At 35.0% G+C, this 18385-nt stretch carries 20 protein-coding genes; 12 read left to right on the forward strand and 8 right to left on the reverse strand.

The genetic code is table 11. The features are described from left to right. Positions 1-366 precede the first annotated feature (366 nt). Together E4T88_RS02790 and E4T88_RS02795 are read left to right on the forward strand one after the other, a co-directional pair. Positions 367-954 (forward strand): DJ-1/PfpI family protein, encoded by a 588-nt coding sequence (locus tag E4T88_RS02790; RefSeq protein WP_135103950.1) that lies wholly within the window; start codon positions 367-369, stop codon positions 952-954. Between the two features lie 232 nt (positions 955-1186). After that, on the forward strand, positions 1187-1729 hold the full coding sequence (locus E4T88_RS02795) for a DUF4924 family protein (protein WP_135103951.1): 543 nt from the start codon (positions 1187-1189) through the stop codon (positions 1727-1729). 37 nt (positions 1730-1766) lie between these two features. On the opposite strand, the gene E4T88_RS02800 is transcribed toward E4T88_RS02795, so the two are convergent. Both E4T88_RS02800 and E4T88_RS02805 read right to left on the reverse strand, forming a co-directional pair. After that, positions 1767-2147, reverse strand: a complete 381-nt coding sequence (locus tag E4T88_RS02800) for a hypothetical protein (RefSeq protein WP_135103952.1) — start codon at positions 2145-2147, stop codon at positions 1767-1769. Continuing rightward, positions 2144-2755, reverse strand: coding sequence for an RNA polymerase sigma factor (locus E4T88_RS02805; protein WP_228093692.1), 612 nt, complete (start codon positions 2753-2755; stop codon positions 2144-2146). The genes E4T88_RS02800 and E4T88_RS02805 overlap by 4 nt, the downstream gene beginning before the upstream one ends. Before the next feature lie 100 nt (positions 2756-2855). Between E4T88_RS02805 and E4T88_RS02810 the strand changes: the two genes are divergently transcribed. The 4 genes from E4T88_RS02810 (at position 2856) to E4T88_RS02825 (ending at position 7412) form a co-directional block, all read left to right on the forward strand. After that, on the forward strand, positions 2856-3293 hold the full coding sequence (locus E4T88_RS02810; RefSeq protein ID WP_135103953.1) for a DUF6249 domain-containing protein: 438 nt from the start codon (positions 2856-2858) through the stop codon (positions 3291-3293). Between the two features lie 12 nt (positions 3294-3305). After that, positions 3306-3659: a hypothetical protein gene (locus E4T88_RS02815; protein WP_135103954.1), complete on the forward strand. Its 354-nt coding sequence runs from the start codon at positions 3306-3308 to the stop codon at positions 3657-3659. Positions 3660-3895: 236 nt separating this feature from the next. After that, positions 3896-6412 carry a TonB-dependent receptor gene (locus E4T88_RS02820; RefSeq protein WP_135103955.1) on the forward strand — a complete coding sequence of 839 codons (2517 nt, stop codon included), beginning with the start codon at positions 3896-3898 and terminating at the stop codon, positions 6410-6412. Between the two features lie 91 nt (positions 6413-6503). Continuing rightward, positions 6504-7412, forward strand: a complete 909-nt coding sequence (locus E4T88_RS02825; protein WP_135103956.1) for a DMT family transporter — start codon at positions 6504-6506, stop codon at positions 7410-7412. 324 nt (positions 7413-7736) lie between these two features. On the opposite strand, the gene E4T88_RS02830 is transcribed toward E4T88_RS02825, so the two are convergent. Together E4T88_RS02830 and E4T88_RS02835 are read right to left on the reverse strand one after the other, a co-directional pair. Next, complete coding sequence (locus E4T88_RS02830) at positions 7737-8600, reverse strand: helix-turn-helix domain-containing protein (protein WP_135103957.1); 864 nt, start codon at positions 8598-8600, stop codon at positions 7737-7739. Between the two features lie 284 nt (positions 8601-8884). Continuing rightward, on the reverse strand, positions 8885-9238 hold the full coding sequence (locus E4T88_RS02835; protein ID WP_135103958.1) for a DUF805 domain-containing protein: 354 nt from the start codon (positions 9236-9238) through the stop codon (positions 8885-8887). A gap of 482 nt (positions 9239-9720) precedes the next feature. On the opposite strand from E4T88_RS02835, the gene E4T88_RS02840 reads away from it, so the two are divergent. Genes E4T88_RS02840 through E4T88_RS02850 form a run of 3 tightly spaced genes read left to right on the forward strand, consistent with a single transcriptional unit; the run spans position 9721 to position 11690 of the window. Continuing rightward, positions 9721-10548, forward strand: a complete 828-nt coding sequence (locus E4T88_RS02840) for an ABC transporter ATP-binding protein (protein WP_135103959.1) — start codon at positions 9721-9723, stop codon at positions 10546-10548. A 10-nt stretch (positions 10549-10558) separates the two neighbouring features. Continuing rightward, on the forward strand, positions 10559-11317 hold the full coding sequence (locus E4T88_RS02845) for a hypothetical protein (RefSeq protein WP_228093694.1): 759 nt from the start codon (positions 10559-10561) through the stop codon (positions 11315-11317). 4 nt (positions 11318-11321) lie between these two features. Further along, positions 11322-11690, forward strand: a complete 369-nt coding sequence (locus tag E4T88_RS02850; protein WP_135103961.1) for a GntR family transcriptional regulator — start codon at positions 11322-11324, stop codon at positions 11688-11690. A gap of 318 nt (positions 11691-12008) precedes the next feature. On the opposite strand, the gene E4T88_RS02855 is transcribed toward E4T88_RS02850, so the two are convergent. From E4T88_RS02855 to glmS, 3 genes are all read right to left on the reverse strand, one after another. Then, positions 12009-12443 carry a PaaI family thioesterase gene (locus E4T88_RS02855; protein ID WP_135103962.1) on the reverse strand — a complete coding sequence of 145 codons (435 nt, stop codon included), beginning with the start codon at positions 12441-12443 and terminating at the stop codon, positions 12009-12011. A 9-nt stretch (positions 12444-12452) separates the two neighbouring features. Further along, complete coding sequence (locus tag E4T88_RS02860; RefSeq protein WP_135103963.1) at positions 12453-12977, reverse strand: Hint domain-containing protein; 525 nt, start codon at positions 12975-12977, stop codon at positions 12453-12455. Between the two features lie 91 nt (positions 12978-13068). Continuing rightward, entirely contained in the window at positions 13069-14913 is a 1845-nt protein-coding gene (glmS, locus tag E4T88_RS02865) for a glutamine--fructose-6-phosphate transaminase (isomerizing) (protein WP_135103964.1), read from the reverse strand. 170 nt (positions 14914-15083) lie between these two features. Between glmS and E4T88_RS02870 the strand changes: the two genes are divergently transcribed. The 3 genes from E4T88_RS02870 to E4T88_RS02880 all read left to right on the forward strand — a co-directional run bounded on the left by E4T88_RS02870 (position 15084) and on the right by E4T88_RS02880 (position 17744). Beyond that, positions 15084-15935, forward strand: a complete 852-nt coding sequence (locus E4T88_RS02870) for an energy transducer TonB (protein WP_135103965.1) — start codon at positions 15084-15086, stop codon at positions 15933-15935. Between the two features lie 76 nt (positions 15936-16011). Then, a complete protein-coding gene (locus E4T88_RS02875) occupies positions 16012-16422 on the forward strand; it encodes a DoxX family protein (RefSeq protein ID WP_135103966.1) in 411 nt (136 codons plus the stop codon). A 146-nt stretch (positions 16423-16568) separates the two neighbouring features. Then, a complete protein-coding gene (locus E4T88_RS02880) occupies positions 16569-17744 on the forward strand; it encodes a DUF418 domain-containing protein (RefSeq protein WP_135103967.1) in 1176 nt (391 codons plus the stop codon). 82 nt (positions 17745-17826) lie between these two features. On the opposite strand, the gene E4T88_RS02885 is transcribed toward E4T88_RS02880, so the two are convergent. Beyond that, on the reverse strand, positions 17827-18303 hold the full coding sequence (locus tag E4T88_RS02885; protein ID WP_260393661.1) for a hypothetical protein: 477 nt from the start codon (positions 18301-18303) through the stop codon (positions 17827-17829). Positions 18304-18385: the final 82 nt, after the last annotated feature.

The raw sequence follows: 18385 nt of genomic DNA on the forward strand, positions 1-18385 counted from the left end.
TAAATATTCAGCTAATATACAAAAAAGAAGAGATGATTATCACAATCATCCCTTCCCCTCTTAACACTAATATAAAACTAACATATACTATGATAAAACAGGTAAAAAATCAACTAAACAATCTATCTAACACACTATGAAAAAAGTAAATCATACCTGTTTTACATTAGAACATCAAAGACAACATGTTTGTTCAGAATACTTTGTATTTGTTTTATTTATGTAGCGATAGATAAGGTTTATATAATAGCGTGTAAATCCATCTTAAACTTTATATATAAAAAAATACTACTTTTGTACTCTGTTTTGTATATAAACAAAGCATAATCTATAATTGTTTATCATTTATTCTTAAAAATGACAACTATGCAAAATAAGAAGGTTTTAGTGTTTTTGGCAAAGGCATTTGAGACTATGGAGTTTTCTGTTTTCATAGATGTTATTGGTTGGGCAAGAGTTTGTTATGGTCATGGTTTGTTTGTCGAAACTTGTGCTTTTACTAAAGAAGTTATAAGCACTTTTAATGTACCGATAAGAGTAGATAAAACAATTGAAGAGATAAACGTTGACGAGTATGCAGCATTGGCAATACCTGGTGGATTTGGCGAATTTGGCTTTTATGAAGAAGCCTATGACGAAAGATTCTTAGACTTAATTAAGGATTTTGATGCAAAAAATAAAATCATTGCTATAGTTTGTACTGGAGCTCTCCCCTTAGGAAAAAGTGGAATTCTTAAAGATCGGAAGGCAACAACTTATCACTTAAATAACGGCTATAGGCAAAAAGAGTTGAAAGAATTTGGGGTGAATGTTGTGAATGAACGAATAGTAGTTGATGGTAAAATTATAACGTCTTATTGTCCTGAAACAGCTCCAACTGTTGCATTTGAATTATTAAAGATGCTGACCTCGGAAGAAGAAATGACAGTAGTAAAAAAAGCGATGGGATTTTAAGAAGGAGTTTGTTTTATTCCTTTCTATAAGAGAGTTATTGATTAGATAAGGGGAAAACATATACTTGAGATTTCCATGAAATTATTTACTTTTATCTCCCAATTATTTGAATGTATTTTATTGTAAAAGCTCAATATGTATAGTTTGTAAATCATTGCTCCAGGAATTAAAAAATATAAAACGTTTATTCTTCAATCGGTTAAGTCAAACTGAAGGAAATCTAAAATAAATTATGCTGATAGCTAAAAAACTAAAAGAAGAAAATATCGCCGAATATCTATTGTATATGTGGCAGATAGAGGATATTATAAGAGCCAATAAATTAGACATCGATATAATTGATAAGCAAATAATATCAGGGTTCGAACAGCCTCAAAATGTGAAAAATGAAATAAGGGAATGGTACGAAAACCTTATTGACATGATGAGGAGAGAAGACGTGGTGGAAAAAGGGCATCTGATTATAAATAAGAATGTAATATCGGAGTTGACCGAACTACACAATCGACTGCTGAAGTCGCCGCAAGAAAACCAATATACTGAAGCCTATTATAAAACCTTGCCTTTCATTGTTGAATTACGTTCCAAAACGCAAGATAAAAATACTCCGGAACTCGAGACCTGTCTAGCCGCTCTATATGGGTTCTTGTTAATGCGCCTGCAAAAGAAAGATATTTCAGGAGAAACTCAATCTGCACTATCGCAAATAAGCTCATTCTTGAGGTTACTCTCTCTTAAATATCAGGAGTATAAAGCCGGGAAGTTAGATATTTGATAGTTTGCTTATATTTAAATTCTACTTATAGCTTCTGTTAATCTTTGTGTTTCTTTTCTTTGATTCGTCTGCGGATCAGCGAGTCGCTTATAAGGAGTAGTACTCCGACACAAGCTACAGATACTACGAAAGGATTAAATCCTACTGATGGTATATTGAATGTGATATTTGACCCCATGCCTTGAATATCTTCCTTGAGAGGTAATCCCAAAAGCCAAAAGATAAGCGTTGGAATTCCAAGCATTCCTACAATGCCGAACGTAATAGAAAGAATTGAAATAATGCTTCTCTTCCGATTTTGTTTTGCCGCAACAATATGTACTCGTTGCATCAACCGACTTTCGAAGTCTGTCGATGGTTCGTCTAGTTTTATTTCTTGAAATAAACTCTTTAGCCTATCTGTATTTTCTGTATTCATGATTGTATGAGCTTATTTATTTCAAAGTTTATAATTTTTCTGATTCTGTACAACTTTACTTTTACATTTGCTTCACTATTTCCCGTAATGATGCTTATATTTTTTACGCTTTGGTCGTTTATATAGAACATACTGATCAGCAAAGCATCGTCCGGGGGCAGTTTTTTTAGTACTGTATCCAAAAGCTGCAACTTATCCTCGGTTGTAATCTCATCCAGTGTTTCTGATATTTCGTCATCAGGGATATTTGAGAAATTATCGTCAATGGCAGTAAATTCATATTTGCGCTTTCGCAATTCTGATATAGTTGTGTTATATGCGATCCTGTACAACCATGTTGCAAAGTTCGATTCTTCACGAAACTGTTTTAATGACTGAAATACCTTTATAAATATCTCCTGAACAATATCTTCGGCTTCTACCCGACGAGAAACTATTTTATTGACAATGGTAAATACCATTCTCTCATATCGACGTACAATGTGTACAAAAGCATCGGTATGTCCGTCTTTTATTCGGCGTATAAAATAGATATCATCAAATTCAGCCATACCCGTATGACGCAAGAATATTTGATAGGTTACAAATGTAATGTAAAATCTTTTCAAAAAAATATTTTTTTATTTTGTTGTAACCTTTTAAAAATGCTTGCGTCAAAATGAGCAAACGGAAGAAACAAAAATGTTTAATTAATAAAAATAGAAAATTATGGATCAAATTATGGCAATGGTTATTGTAGCTACAATAGCATATGCAATCTACCGCTTGTTTGAGTTGTTTGCTCGTCGTAGGGAGCGCTTAGCTTTTATCGAAAAAATTTCAGAAGGGATAGACCCGAATTTACTAAAAGGGCAATTGGATATGTCTCCGAATAAAAGCAATGTAAACAACTATGTAACCTCATGGGCTATTCGTGTTGGGCTCTTATTAGTAGGTGTTGGACTAGGGGTGGCTATCGTCGCTGTTATAGACTTGTTAGCTGTGGCTCCTCCAAGTGCGGACGAAAGAGCCTTCTATGAGTTTCGCAATACTATATCTATTTTATATCCGGCATGCGCTGCCATATTTGGTGGTATAGGGCTTGTTATTGCTTACTTTATAGAGAGGAAAGATTCTAAGAAAGAACAGGACAAAGAGGTCGAATAATTGGTTTCGTATATGAACAAAGAATTACATTCAATTCTGTTTACTCTAATTATTGTGGCCGTAGTTATAGGTGGTTGGCTCATTGGGCGTAATCAAGGGTGGTTTGTTCGTAGCTCGGCAAATGATATTAATATATGCCGAAATGTAACAGGAGATACCTTGTACTTTAACTCTAAAAATCCAATCTATACGGTTTCGGGCTGGAGTGCTTCTCGTCATGACGATGATATTCTACACGTAGACCTGAAACTAAAAAGAAATAGGCAGAACAATAGGATAGAGATGTATTTAGATACAGCAAATGTTCGCTATGTAGAAATTTATGGTAAGGTGATGTCGATAAACGATATTCCATTTAGTAAATAAAATTTATCTGTAGATGAGTTGGCAATAGACATCAGGTAAGCAGAGCCTGATGTCTTTTTTTTGTGAAAAAAGTGTCGTTCTGTTAAAAATGATAAAATATTTATTGCTTTAGTGATAAATGTATAATTATGGCGACTAGTAAGCATATCTCAGTTGAACAGATTAAATCTATGTATATCTTAGTCAGCTGAAAAACAACTAAAAAAACGAAATATATTTATAATTATACTAAACTTATGAATGTCCGCATTTTATTAACTTTTCTATCATTGCTAATTTCATCATTAGCATTCTCTCAATCCAGCCCACTAATAAATGTCCAGATTAAAGGTGTAGTAACAGATTCATTAACAAATGAAACAGTTCCCTACGCGACAGTTAAATTGTTAGGTAAGGCAAATCCGAGAAGCCCGTTAAAGGCTGTAGCAGCCGATGATAATGGAAACTTTCAGTTTTCGATGAATAAAAAGGGAGAGTATCTGCTCACGGTAGAATATATCGGCAAAAAGACCCTTGTTAAGCCTGTTGTTGTAGGTGACGCAAAGATAGTAGACCTAGGTACAATATATATGAGAGACAATGAAAATGCCTTATCGGAGGTTGTAGTTTCGGCACAGAAGCCACTGGTAAAAGTTGATCTCGATAAAATTGTATATAGTATGGAGAGTGATCCTGAATCAACGACGAATAACCTATTGGAAATGTTGAAAAAAGTTCCGATGGTAACCGTTGATGGCGAAGATAATGTACAGCTGAAAGGATCTACTAATTTTAAAATATATCTGAACGGAAAACCATCTAACATGATTTCTAACAATCCGAAGGAAGTTCTTCGCAGCATGCCTGCCAATACGGTGAAAGATATACAGGTGATTACCGATCCCGGAGCAAAATATGATGCTGAGGGTGTATCAGGTATTATCAATATTATAACCAATACTTCTATGGGTGGATATACTGCCACTTTGAATGGTAGGGTAGACTCGCAAGGTGGATATGGTTTAGGTGCTTACTGGACCATGAAATATGGTAAAGTTGGCTTCACAGGGAATTATAACTATTACGAATGGAAACGTCCGGAAGGAACCACCTCTTCTTTTAAAGAAAATAATTTAAGTAATAACCCAAAGTATCTAACAGGAGTAGGCCCTTCAAAGAATAATGGGCTCGGACAGTTTGGTTCAGGAGAGTTAAGTTACGAGATAGATACCTTAAACCTTATTAATATCGGATTCAATAGGTTCGAAGGTAATTATAAATCCAGAAGTAACATTTTGAATGAGGGGCTCGGAATAAATAAGGAGAGCCAATATAGATATGATCAAAGAGGCTATATGAAACAAACGTATGGCGGTACAGATCTGAATGTAGATTATCAGCGCACTTTCCATAAAAAAGAACAATTGCTGACGGCTTCTTATAAGTTCAGTATGAATCCTAACGATTCGGAATCAAATTCGGATATTACGGAACTATTTGGAGAGTTGCCTAAGCATATTTATACTAACAAGCAGTATTCTGATGCTGATATGAAAGAACATACCTTTCAGGTAGATTTTGTAACTCCTTTGAATAAGTCTGATATCCTATCTCATAGTGTCGAAACAGGAGTAAAGTATATTATCCGTATAAATAATAGCAATAGTGGTTTAGATAGCCTTAATGCTACAGGTAATTGGGTCGCCATAGAACGTCCGACTGATAGATTTAGGCATACACAAGATATATTGGCTGCGTATGGAGGTTACAATGCCAAGTTCAGGAATGTTTGGGGTTTCAAAGCCGGATTGCGTTATGAAGCAACATGGTTGAATGCTGAATTCCCAAAGGATAGAGCTCAAGGTTTTAAAGTGGACTATTCTAACATCGTACCCTCTGCAACCGTTACATATCAGATAAATCCAATGCAAAACTTACGTTTTGGCTATAATATGCGTATATCTCGTCCGGGTATCTGGCAATTAAATCCTTATGAGAATACTTCCGACCCTAATAATATACAAAAGGGGAATCCGACATTAGATGCTGTGAAAAATCATACGATAAGTACCAACTATGGGCTTTTCAACCGTAACCTGACTTTGAATGTGAATTTGGCTTATAGTTTCGAAAATAATGGTATTGAACAAATTTCAAATCAGATAGATAATGTGTCGATCTATACATACGAAAACATAGGAAAAAGAAAAGATATCGGTTTATCCTTAAACCTACGATGGACTCCTAAAATGGGTGGAGATAGATACAAGTGGGTGGAACAACTGAGTATATTCTCCAATATGGGGGCGCGGTATGTGGATATAAAAGCAAATAATGGGTCAGGATTAAAGAATGATGGAGTATCTGCGAATGTCTTTGGAGGTGCGCAATATTCATTTCCTAAATCATGGAAAGCTTTTGTTAATGTAGGCTATTTCTCTCCATCTATAAATTTACAAAGTGAAAACTCTTCGTTTTTCTTTCACCGATTTAATGTAAGCAAAGGGTTTAATAATGACAAATTGAATATATCTGCTTATGCTCAGAATCCATTTAAACGCATTCATGATTTCAGAAGCACAATGAATAACCAAGCGTTTTATTCGGAAACAATCATGTCTAATAAAATTCAAAATTTTGGAATCTCTGTATCTTTCCGTTTTGGAGAGATGAAATCTCAAATACAAAAAGCAAGACGTGGTATCAAGAATGATGATGTTATGTCTGGAGGACAAGGAGAACAAAGTGGAGGAAGTGCTGGAGGTCAAAACTAAAAGGTTTGATTAATAATATATGCCCCAAAGAGAATGAATCTTTGGGGCTTTTTTTGATTAAAAGGGTATCTTTGCAGAATATTTCTCAACGATGAAACAAGCATTTATTAAGTTGCACTTATCTATTCTAATTGCGGGATTTACGGGTATATTCGGCAAGCTTATTACCCTGAACGAAGGTATGCTCGTTTGGTACCGCTTATTGATTACCTCAGTGTTACTATTCATAATGTTATCGGTGACAAAACGGTTTGTCCGATTGCCGATGAAAGATTTCTATAGGATTGGTTTTGTTGGGCTATTATTAACACTACATTGGCTGTTTTTCTATGCGAGTATTAAATATTCGAATGTTTCTATCGGTGTAGTCTGTTTCTCGATGACAGGCTTTTTTACGGCTGTTTTAGAACCTGTCGTGAGCCGTCGGCGAATCTCTGTCAGGGAATTGTCTTTTAGCATTATTGCTCTCTTGGGGATTGCGCTGATTTTTCATTTCGATACTCGTTATAGAATAGGTATAATCTGTGGGGCTATTTCGTCAGCTTTGGCAGCAAGTTTTGTGATTGCCAATAAAAGAGTTGCAACAAATACTAATTATTCATGGTATGTTACTTTGTTTTATGAAATGATTGGAGGTTTCCTTAGTTTAAGTATTATACTTCCTTTTTATTTGCAATTGTTTCCTGTCGTGTCTTTTTTTTCGAGTAATACAGATTTAATCTATTTGTTAATATTCTCAGTGGTTTGTACAATCGGTCTGTATATGTTGCAAATACAAGCATTGAAGAGCATATCTGCTTTTACTCTTAATCTCAGCTATAACTTAGAGCCTATATATAGTATTGTATTGGCTATGATTATTTTTGGAGAGGCTAAAGAGTTAAACTTTTCATTTTATACCGGTTTGCTGTTAATCATACTTTCTGTATTACTTCAAATGTATACTGTAATGAAAGAGCGCAAAAGGATTCATTTGGCAGAGCAACGAAGCGAGTTTTGACCCTATCGTCCTTTATTTCTGAAATAAGCATAAATTTTATTGTTTAAAAAGGTTCTTGTCGAAAATTTTTGGGAAGAGCCTTCTTGTATTCTAACTACATTGAAATCTTTTATAAAATGCAAAAAGCCCGCAAATTCACTTCGCAGACTTTCCAACCTTAACACAAACTTTACAAAACTACACAATAATAGAGTTAAATTCTAAATCTAGTCAGGTTTAGAATTATAAATATACTCCTCATATATTTACGCTACGAAGATATGAAGATTGGAAGGGTTGTTTATTACAGATATCTGCCTGCTTTTTCAGAATTCGTGCCTTTTCTTAATGGCTAGGGTTCATAGTCGCTTTTTGTTGGCGAATTTTGCCCGGAGTATTGCCGAAATTGGTTTTGCAGAAGTCATTAAAATGTGACGGGGACGAGAATCCGTACTCGTCACTTATTTCTTTAAATGACTTATCGGTACTGTTTATTTGATAAAAAATTGATTTTGATCGCTCTTCTTTCATCCAGTGATAAGCAGGCACTCCAAATACTTTTTTGAAACGTTTTTGAAATCCTGAAAGACTATAGTGCATCATGTCGGCTAACTCTTGTACTGTTTTTGCCTTGTGATGGTTTTTAAGGACAAACTCGGAGAAAGAAAGATCGTGGCTAATGAGAGGAAAAAAGAATGCCAGTAAATCTCTTTTTGTATAATATGCTCTTAGTAAAAAGTAAAATTCTTTTGCTTTCAGTGCGAAATAATATGTGCACTTTAAGCCTTCCGACATGCACGTGTTTAAGAATGTGAGATATGAGTCTACTCTTTCATTTATAGCCAGATAATGTAGACCTGGTTCAAATTCTTCATTTTTTTCTTTTAGTAGTAAATCAAGCGAGAAGCAATCGCATAGCATCTTAGTGTTATGCAACCTCATAATAATTATTGTGGTATCTTTATTTGCTTTACTGTTTAGGTGACAACCTGCGGGTATCATCATCATTTTTTTTTCAGAAATGACTTGGTTAGTTAGTTCATCCAAAGAAAAAGATAAAGACCCTTCTATGATAAATATAACTTTGTTCTCAACTGAAAATATATTCCAAGATTGTCCATCTAGTAAAGATATTTTCTCAATTGTTGGCCGGTTACCTTTTTCATAATTGTAGCAAGTGAGATGCTCTTGTTTGTATAATAACTCCATACCGGATATTATGATGTATACTCTATTATTGTTATTTATTCTTTACGTTTAAGTAAGAATAATGTGTTTCTGGCTTTAATACTATAAGTGTTGAATACGCTTTTTACCAACGTCACAAATATAATAAAAAATAATAATAACAGGAGTAGTTAAATAAATAATTGTTATTAAATTCTTGATAGGATAAATTTATAAATATCAATATCTTATAAAGCGAAAGGACATAAATAATATTATTTATGCCCTTCTTTCTTATAGTGTAAACTCTATGATAGATCCTGATACTATTGAGCTTTAGGATCCGAACCATACTGGTTGTCCCCTTTATTCCCTTCTGTAATCGCTAAAATGAGATTGTAGATAGGGATTAATATAAACCATCCACTTTTGCCAACATCATGCATTCTTCTTACATAAACAGCGATTGAAGGGATCAGGATTACAAGGTACGCCAATCCTACTAATCCTAAGACGATTGATCCAATAGTTGTGGAAACTGATGCTAGGATAATACCTACTATGTATAGGGCAAAATATCCTATCATCACAAAAAGGTTGTACATCCAAAATTCTTTTCGTCTAGCTCTTCCGTTAAAGTCTGCGTAATGTTCTTTCACTACTTTTAAAAACCACTCCATTATAATATTAGTTTTGTAAAAAATTATCCTACTCTTTTGGCTTTTCGGTTCCGCCTCGTTTTTTTGTATGGTTTCAGATCTCCATGTCGTTTATGTTATTCGGCAGCAAAAGTATATAAAAAACCACTACTTCCTAAATATATTTACTGATAATGCTTATTTGTGCATAAGGCTTCTCTCTATTGTAAAAGAGAAAATCTATTTCTTTTCTTCATAATTACTTTTTTGTCTTTATTTAGTTTTTTATCATGGCTTATTGTAATATTCAATAGTGTTAAGCTGTCTTTTATCTTTTTGTGAAAAAGGGGGTAATTTGTGAGACAAATTTTGTTGATTTAAAAATATTTTCCCTGTTTTTGCAATTATAGTAATTATGCATCGCTTCTAAGTTTTTTTTAATCAGCATAAAAAATATTCAAATGTTTTGGTGTAATCAAAATATATAATATATTTGCGGTGTATTAATAAACTAGTACACTGTTATGGTAAAAATAAATAATCTTACTTTTTATTACAGAGAGCGTAAGCCTATTTTTGAGAATGTTTCATTTGAAATGAAAAATGGTATTTATGGTTTGCTCGGAGAAAATGGTGTTGGAAAGACAACATTGTTGCGCATTATTAGTGGGTTGTGTTTCCCTAAAAAAGGAAGTTGCCAAGTATTAGGTACTGAAACGGCATTTAGAAATCCCGATATGCTGAAGCAATTGTACTATCTGCCTGAAGAGTTCATTGTGCCATCACAGACAGTTAAAAGCTTTGTAAAGTTGAATTCGGTATTTTATCCCAACTTTAGCAATGAACAGTTTAATTCATATTTAAATGATTTTCATTTGGATATTGATTCTCGGATGAAAGAATTGTCTTTTGGACAGAAGAAGAAAGTTCTTATTGCTTTTGCTATTTCTCTGAATACACCGGTTACCTTGTTGGATGAGCCTACCAATGGGCTGGATATCCCTTCTAAATCTCAATTTAGAAAAGTAATAGCTTCTGCATTTGACGAAAACAAATGTATCTTGATTTCCACTCATCAAGTTCGTGATTTGGAAAGTCTGATAGATCCTATCATTATTCTTGATCGCAATCAGGTGTTACTTAATAATACGGTTGAGGAGATATCTAAAAAACTACTGTTTACTTATTCTACAACAAGGCCTCAAGACGCTTTATTCACAGAGCAAACTATGTTGGGGTACACTTCGGTCTTGGAGAACAAGTACAATGAAGAAAGTACATTAAATATTGAAGCTTTGTTTAATGCGGTGGTTACGAATAAGGAAAAAATAAGAAATATATTTAACGCTTAACGAAATGGATATGAGTGCTGTATTTAATATAGAACGTTTTTGGAATTTGCAGAAGAGAGAGCTCGCAATGTATTGGAAGCAATACCTTTTTATTGTATGTGGTATAGCTGCGTATTATACAATTGCGACTGTTTGGGAATCTATCGATACCGGATGGCTATGGAATATGCTTCCTCCCGTTTATGTTGCGATTATCATTTGCAGTATTTCTTTTGATAAGAATTTAAGCGATGCTAATAGTACTTTTTATTTTACGTTGCCGGTATCTACTTTTGAGCGATTTTTGGGCCTGTGGATCAAATATATTGTTATTATACCTTTGCTGGTTTTTGGCGTGTCAGTGTGCTTAGATTTTATATCCTCTCTCTTTGTATCCACTACACATCCTGTAGTTAAGTTTAGCGATTGGTGGGATTATCATATGCTGTATGCTGCTCAATCCGTTTTTCTGTTTGGGTATGCATGTTTGAAGAAAAGGTCTTTTGTGAAGACATTGTCATTAATCGCTGTGTTTTTTATTTTTATAATAATTGTTTCTAAGGTTATTATAAGCCAATTCTATCCGGAGGTATCGTATATAAGAAGTTCTATGGATCCGATTTCTGTTCTGAGCTTTAATGGATATTGGATCCCCGAGGGGGATTCATCGCGTTTTGTAGCAACACAGGCAACATTGCTGTATGATGTAGTTAAATATATACTGGCAGCGATATTCCCTGTTGGAATGTGGGTGTTGACGTATTTCAAATTAAGAGAAACAGAAGTATAGTATTATGGATTTCAAAGCAAATAAACCAATATATCTTCAAATAGTAGATTTTTGCTTTCAGCATATCCTTACAGAAGAATGGCCCGAAAATGATCGGATTCCATCTGTGAGGGAGCTGGCTATGACATTGCAGGTGAATCCTAACACGGCTATGAGAGCATTTGAATATATGCAGTCTGAGGAAATTATATATTCGAAACGTGGGATGGGATATTACGTCGCAGAAAATGCTAGAGGACAGATATCGAAGCTTCAGAAAAAAGAATTTTTTGAAGAAGTACTACCCGAAACTTTTCGTTCTATGAATTTACTCGATATAAGTATCGATGATATAGTAAAGCAGTACGAACAATTTAAAAAGGAAGTAAAATGAAAAAATATACAAACAAAATTTTAAATATTATGATTGCAGTCGTTATTATTTGTTTTATTCTAATGATATTTCAAATAATGGAGATGATAGTATCTTCTCTATAATACTTAATTTATAAATCTCATTCCTGCTTAATAGAATTCAATTCGTAAAAGGCAAGGGTGTAATAGGGGGTAGAACATCCAATCTATTATGTCACACCGAATGGAGTGAAACATCTCGCTTTTCTTATTCGAGATACTTCGCTTTAATCAGGACGAAATAGCGGAAAATATAACCAGGGTTAAAAAATTCTAACCCCTATTACATTCCTTGCCTTTATTTTCCTTTTGTGTATAATATTTTTTTTACAACTGCATTTGTGACACGCACAGACGAAATTAGTTTTCCTGTTGTCTCCGAGAAGACGTCAACATTCCAGACGTGAGTAGATCGCCCTTTGTGTTGTAAGGTACCTATGGCTCTTACCACATCGCCTAGTCTTGCACTAGATATATGACTGGCACTTATTTGCATGCCAAAGCATTGCTCATCGTGTGCACATAGTGTGTTAGAACCTACGCCGGCAACAGATTCTGCCAGAGATATTGTTGCTCCTCCGTGTAATACGCCCATCGTTTGACTCAAATGTTTTTCTACAGGCATAATAGCTTCAAGAGACGTTTGATCATCCGATTCTATGAATGTGATGTTCAACGTCTCTATCAATGTATCTTTAATACGTTCTTGAATGTTATTGGTGTTCAGCTTCATTTAATTTTATTAATCAACGCCTATGATAAAACCGTTGGCAATAATAGAGCCTCCTTCTTCGAGCTGGATATTATAGCCCATGATTGGTTCGAGTATGCCTTCTATAATAGCAATTCTATCCGAACCTGTACTCAGTATATCATAGAATTTTAAATAATCGCCCACATTGCATGATTTTACTGATGCATATTTGGGATTTTGAATTGTCATTTCCGGATCGATAGAAACCCAGCCTCTTTCGCTCCAGAAGGGATATTGAGAAGTAACAAGTACCTGCATCTTGTTTTCTAAGACGATGCGTGCTAATCTGTTGAACATGATTTTGTCCACTCCTGTTACTTTTTTCTTTTCATATAAGTCTTTTGTGTAGTCGTAAGATAGAATAACGTCGCCCACAGTAACATCTTCCACTCCTTTTCTTAGATCGTCTCCCATTGTTATTTGAGTTCCTGTTGCAAGATAGTTTTGGGCATTAATACTCAGATTCAGTGCAAACAAAGAAAGAAACGTGAGTATCAAAATGTTTGTTTTCATAATTTTATGTTTTTGTGTAAAGTTTATGCAAAGATAGAAATATTTTGAATATCGGATTCAAAACTTAATATATATTGTGAAAACAAGCAGTCTATTCAACCGTTACCGATTTTGCCAAATTGCGCGGCATATCTACATCTCTGTTTTTATTTACAGCAATATGATAGGCAAGTAGTTGTAGGGGTATGACGGTTAATAAAGGGTCGAGGCATTCTATTGTCGTAGGTATTTCAATATAATGGTCGGCTATTGACTTCATCGTTTCATCGCCTTCGTTTATTATGGCTATCACTTTGCCTCTTCTGGCCTTTATTTCTTGTATGTTGCTGACTACTTTGTCGTATATGGCACTATGAGTTGCAATCGTTACCACCGGCATCTCATTGTCTATGAGCGCTATTGGTCCGTGTTTCATTTCGGCTGCCGGATAACCCTCGGCATGTATGTACGATATCTCTTTTAGCTTGAGGGCCCCTTCCAAAGCTATAGGATAATTGTATCCACGACCGAGGTAAATAAAGTTTTGTGCATAAGTAAAGATATTGGATAGTTCCTTAATCTTTTCATTGCTTGATAAAACTTTTTTTATTTTTGACGGAATAGACAGAAGCTCTTTGGTGATTTCTATATATTTTTCGTCCTCTATCACCTTTTTCTCTTTCGCAATAGTCAAGGCCATTAATATGAGGGTTGTAACCTGTGCTGTGAACGCTTTGGTCGATGCTACTCCTATTTCGTGTCCACAATGCGTGTATGAGCCCGAATTGGTGTTGCGAGGAATTGATGATCCTACAACATTGCATACTCCATATACAAAAGCTCCGGCTTTGCGTGCCAACTCGATTGCTGCAAGTGAATCGGCAGTTTCTCCCGATTGAGAAATAGCGATTACGATGTCGTCGGCATAGATAACAGGATTTCTATATCTAAATTCTGAGGCATACTCTACTTCAACGGGAATGCGGCAAAACTCCTCGAATAAGTATTCTCCTATTAGTCCGGCGTGCCATGAAGTTCCACATGCGATGATAATGATACGTCGTGCATTTATGAATTTTTCTTTATGGTCTATTATCCCCGATAGAGTTATGTTCGTGCCTTCTATATTAATGCGCCCGCTCATACAGTTTTGGAGCGTATCAGGCTGCTCGAATATTTCTTTTAGCATAAAGTGCGGATAGCCGCCACGTTCGAGTTGGCTGAGATTCATTTCCAATTGTTTGATCTCTGGTGTTTTCTGTATGTTGGAGATCGTAATTATCTTAGGCTCTTTATCTCTTTTGAGTATAGCTATTTCTTCATCATCCAAATAAATAACCTTGTTGGTATACTCTATGATAGGAGAAGCATCTGATCCGATGAAAAACTCGCCATCACCAATTCCGATAACTAGCGGGCTGCTTTTGCGTGCTGCAATTATCTGGTCGGGCTTTCCTTTTTCTATCACTGCTATGGCGTATGCACCTACTACCTGATTGAGTGCAATTTGAACTGCTGTAAACAGATCGCAATTATTTAAGCTTTTGATATATTCAATTAGCTGTACCAGTACTTCCGTGTCGGTACTGCTTTGAAAACTGTATCCGTTTTGTGTTAGCTGAGCCTTAAGTACTGCATAGTTTTCTATGATTCCATTGTGTATGAGGGCTAAAGATTCTGATTGAGAGTAGTGGGGATGTGCATTGCAGTTGCTCGGTTCGCCATGTGTGGCCCATCTGGTATGTGCTATGCCGATTGTGCCGGTTGTGTCTTTTCCTTTCGTATATTCCTCAAGGTGCTGTACTTTGCCTTTTGTTTTGTATACCGAAAGGTTGTCTTCGCTATTTATTATTGCTACTCCGGCACTGTCATAACCTCTATACTCTAGTCTATGTAAACCTTTTATCAAAATGGGGTAGGCTTCTCTAAAGCCAATATATCCTACAATTCCACACATATTGTTTTTTTATTTGGCTGTAAAGATATATATAGTATTGTTAAAAATATTGTTTCCAAATATTAAAAACGTTAATATTAACATAAATATATTTTACGGGTTTAATAAAATATAAATACATACTAGACTTGAGTAATTTGTATATATTTGTTTGTAAAAAAGAGCCAAAAATGAAATTTGTACATACTGCCTTACTTATATTCTTGTTTTGTATATTAACCCCTGTTTATTCACAGAAGGCTATTACTGCAAAGCTTTTGACAAAAGAAACATCGTCATTAAATGGTGTTATTCCTCCTCTCTATAAGGATGGCGAGAAGGCGTTATACGAATTTTTAGAGACTAATATAAAATATCCTCCTATTTTGATAAAAATAAAGATGGAAGGGGATCTGGAATTGAAGTTCAACGTAGCTAAAGATGGAAGTGTAAAAGATGTAGAAATAGTAAGAGGATTTGATCCGGATGCAGATGACGAGGTTATACGTGTTTTGCAAGCGATGCCCAAATGGTCGCCTGCCTTGCTTGATGGTAATCCTGTGGATTTCACTCAGCATCTTTCTGTCACTTTCAAGTTGACCGATGCGTTAATAGCACAAGCAAAGGAACAGCCTAAAAACGAAGAGCAGAAATTAACAAATGAGTCATCTTTGGTAATGATTCCGACAGATACCTTGACACAGATAGAAGAAAAACAGATTGTTCAAGAGTCTGACTCTTTAAACACTGATCCTCAATATCCGGGAGGGCAGGAGGCACTAGATACTTACTTGAAGACTAATATGAAATATCCGAAGCGTGCCATTAAATATGGAATAGAAGGTCGGGTTATATTTAATATAGAGGTGTCGGCAGAAGGTGAGATATCAAAGATATGGTTGTTTAAAGGCGTGTTTCCGGATTGTAATGAAGAAGCTTATTATTTGATAAAGAAAATGCCTAAATGGATTCCCGGATTGAAAGATGGGGTGCCTGTCACAAAGCAGGTGATGTTGCCTATTTCATTTGAATTACCTAAATAGAAAATAACTCTCATGTGAACTAATTTAACTTTTCATTGTTTTATATCTGTAATGTAAATAGTAACAGTATATATTGATGAAAACATTAGAACGTAATACAGATTTAGGACTACTTATTCTAAGATTAAGTGTGGGTATATTAATGCTCTTGCATGGGATAGCTAAATTATCACATGGGGCAGGAATGATAGAACAAATGGTAAAGGGTGCAGGACTACCTTCTTTTATCGCTTATGGAGTGTATGTTGGAGAGATTATAGCACCTTTGTTTATAATTTTCGGATACGGTACACGTGTTGCTGCAGCGATATTTGTATTTAATATGTTGGTTGCAGTTTCGCTCGCTCATAGCGGTGATGTATTCTCGCTAAATGAGACCGGAGGCTGGATGCTGGAATTGCAAGGATTGTACTTCTTTGGGGCTTTGGCTTTAGTGTTTACCGGTGGTGGCAAATATGCTCTTAGTAAAAAGCATATCTGGGATTAAAAGAGAAAGATATTTTTTGTAAAGCATGAGGCTAGTCTATAGTCTCATGCTTTTTCTTTTTATATAAAATATTATCTTTGTCGCATCATGCAGAGAGTGCAATTTTGTATTTCGAATTTTAATACCAAAAAACATATTTTAGAAAAATGACAAAAAGTGTCCACCGTATTGATGTTGCCGATGCCCTGAGAGGTCTTTCGGTACTAGGCATAGTGTTAGTACATAGCCTCGAAAACTATAATCTTTTCAATTTTACTCCGATAGATGCTCCATTTATGAAGTTTTTGGATTCGGTTCTGTTTGATTCTACCTTTTTTATTTTTGCAGGAAAAGCTTATGGTATATTTGCCTTATTATTTGGCTTTAGTTTTTTTATTCAAGATAATAATCAGTTGAAAAGAGGTAACGATTTTCGCCCTCGTTTTTTATGGCGTTTAGTTTTACTTTTTGTTTGGGGAATGATCAATTCTCTTTTCTATACAGGCGATGTTCTGGTGATGTTTTCACTCATTGGTATTGTGCTTATATTAACAGCGCGTTTGTCTACCAAGACTGTATTGATTATAGCTACAATCTTTATTCTTCAGCCTATAGAGTGGGGGCGGGTGATATATGCTTTGGTTAATCCGGACTATGTAATGGGCGAAAGTATGGTAGGATACCATTATGGTAAGTTAAATCCTATCTTGATAGATAAATCGGCAAGTTTGAGTGAGATATTTAATGTAATGTTGCATCATGGAGAATGGGGCAGCTTTATGTGGGCATGGGAAAATGGACGTTTTTGTCAGGTTGCCGGACTTTTCTTGTTCGGAATGCTTATAGGGCGTACAGAATTTTTCCTTCATCCCGAAACCAATATGCGCAAATGGGTTCGTATGCTAATTCTTGGAGTTGTTTGCTTTTTCCCTCTCAAGGGGCTGACTCTTATGCTTCCGGGCTTTATTGAAAATAAAGCAGTTTTAGAGCCTTTGGGTATAATAGTTCAATCTTTTGCCAATGTTTCATTTCTGTTTTTCCTTGTATCATTAGTCCTTATTGTTTATTATTCTACTGAAAAAGGGCAATCCTTATTAAGAAAGTTGATACCTTATGGTAAAATGAGCCTTACCAATTATATAACTCAATCTTTGCTCGGTGGAGCTATATTTTACAGTTGGGGACTTGGTTTATCTGTGAGTATAACAATGTCTTTTCTCATCGGAGTAGGAATATTTATAGTACAATATATATTCTCTTGTTGGTGGATGAAAAACCACAAGCATGGGCCTCTGGAATATATCTGGAAAAAGGCAACGTGGATTGGATCAAAGAAAGATTAAACGTTTGTATTGATATAAAAAATAAAACCTCAAAAGCAGAATGAAGCTTTTGAGGTTTTATTTTAGGTTTGTATGATATTCTCTAATTCGAGGGTTTCAACCCTTTTTCGAAAACTTCTGTAATTGTAGCTTCTATGATCTTGCTTTCACTGATTTTTAAATCTTTTGCAATTTGGCTTTTCAAATCAGATTGAACGTAAATCAAAGGATCTTCGCAAATTACTTTCTTTAATCCCCTTGAGTCATCCAGTGTTGCATAATCTTTATCCTGCATTTTATATTTACCTTTTAGCGGGTCTGCGAAATTAAGATAATAATAATAGGTCTTATCATTCTTAAATTCATAGCTTGTATGCTCGGATATTACATTTTGTTTGATGTATTCTTCAACTTTTGCTTTTAACGCCGGGTCTGTGACGGAGATATCAACTTTTGTTGCTGTATATATCCAATGCCCTTCTATGGTGCTTGTAGGTGGGTTTTCGTCTCCATCACAAGACAGCATAAAGAGACCTATAGAAAAGGCCATCAGTATATATGTTAAAAATTTCGCTTTCACAGCTTTAATATTAATAATAATTTACAAATGTACATATATTAAACGTAAAAATAGCTAAAATGTTGCATCTTTTTCGATAAAA

The organism is Dysgonomonas mossii (genome assembly GCF_004569505.1).
GTDB lineage: Bacteria > Bacteroidota > Bacteroidia > Bacteroidales > Dysgonomonadaceae > Dysgonomonas.

Coding starts and splice junctions, on each gene's coding strand:
- E4T88_RS02870 (WP_135103965.1), top strand. CDS start 15,084: ATGAAATTTGTACATACTGCCTTACTTATATTCTTGTTTTGTATATTA.
- E4T88_RS02790 (WP_135103950.1), top strand. CDS start 367: ATGCAAAATAAGAAGGTTTTAGTGTTTTTGGCAAAGGCATTTGAGACT.
- E4T88_RS02795 (WP_135103951.1), top strand. CDS start 1,187: ATGCTGATAGCTAAAAAACTAAAAGAAGAAAATATCGCCGAATATCTA.
- E4T88_RS02840 (WP_135103959.1), top strand. CDS start 9,721: ATGGTAAAAATAAATAATCTTACTTTTTATTACAGAGAGCGTAAGCCT.
- E4T88_RS02835 (WP_135103958.1), bottom strand. CDS start 9,238: ATGGAGTGGTTTTTAAAAGTAGTGAAAGAACATTACGCAGACTTTAAC.
- E4T88_RS02845 (WP_228093694.1), top strand. CDS start 10,559: ATGAGTGCTGTATTTAATATAGAACGTTTTTGGAATTTGCAGAAGAGA.
- E4T88_RS02820 (WP_135103955.1), top strand. CDS start 3,896: ATGAATGTCCGCATTTTATTAACTTTTCTATCATTGCTAATTTCATCA.
- E4T88_RS02800 (WP_135103952.1), bottom strand. CDS start 2,147: ATGAATACAGAAAATACAGATAGGCTAAAGAGTTTATTTCAAGAAATA.
- E4T88_RS02810 (WP_135103953.1), top strand. CDS start 2,856: ATGGATCAAATTATGGCAATGGTTATTGTAGCTACAATAGCATATGCA.
- glmS (WP_135103964.1), bottom strand. CDS start 14,913: ATGTGTGGAATTGTAGGATATATTGGCTTTAGAGAAGCCTACCCCATT.
- E4T88_RS02860 (WP_135103963.1), bottom strand. CDS start 12,977: ATGAAAACAAACATTTTGATACTCACGTTTCTTTCTTTGTTTGCACTG.
- E4T88_RS02815 (WP_135103954.1), top strand. CDS start 3,306: ATGAACAAAGAATTACATTCAATTCTGTTTACTCTAATTATTGTGGCC.
- E4T88_RS02830 (WP_135103957.1), bottom strand. CDS start 8,600: ATGGAGTTATTATACAAACAAGAGCATCTCACTTGCTACAATTATGAA.
- E4T88_RS02825 (WP_135103956.1), top strand. CDS start 6,504: ATGAAACAAGCATTTATTAAGTTGCACTTATCTATTCTAATTGCGGGA.
- E4T88_RS02850 (WP_135103961.1), top strand. CDS start 11,322: ATGGATTTCAAAGCAAATAAACCAATATATCTTCAAATAGTAGATTTT.
- E4T88_RS02875 (WP_135103966.1), top strand. CDS start 16,012: ATGAAAACATTAGAACGTAATACAGATTTAGGACTACTTATTCTAAGA.
- E4T88_RS02880 (WP_135103967.1), top strand. CDS start 16,569: ATGACAAAAAGTGTCCACCGTATTGATGTTGCCGATGCCCTGAGAGGT.
- E4T88_RS02855 (WP_135103962.1), bottom strand. CDS start 12,443: ATGAAGCTGAACACCAATAACATTCAAGAACGTATTAAAGATACATTG.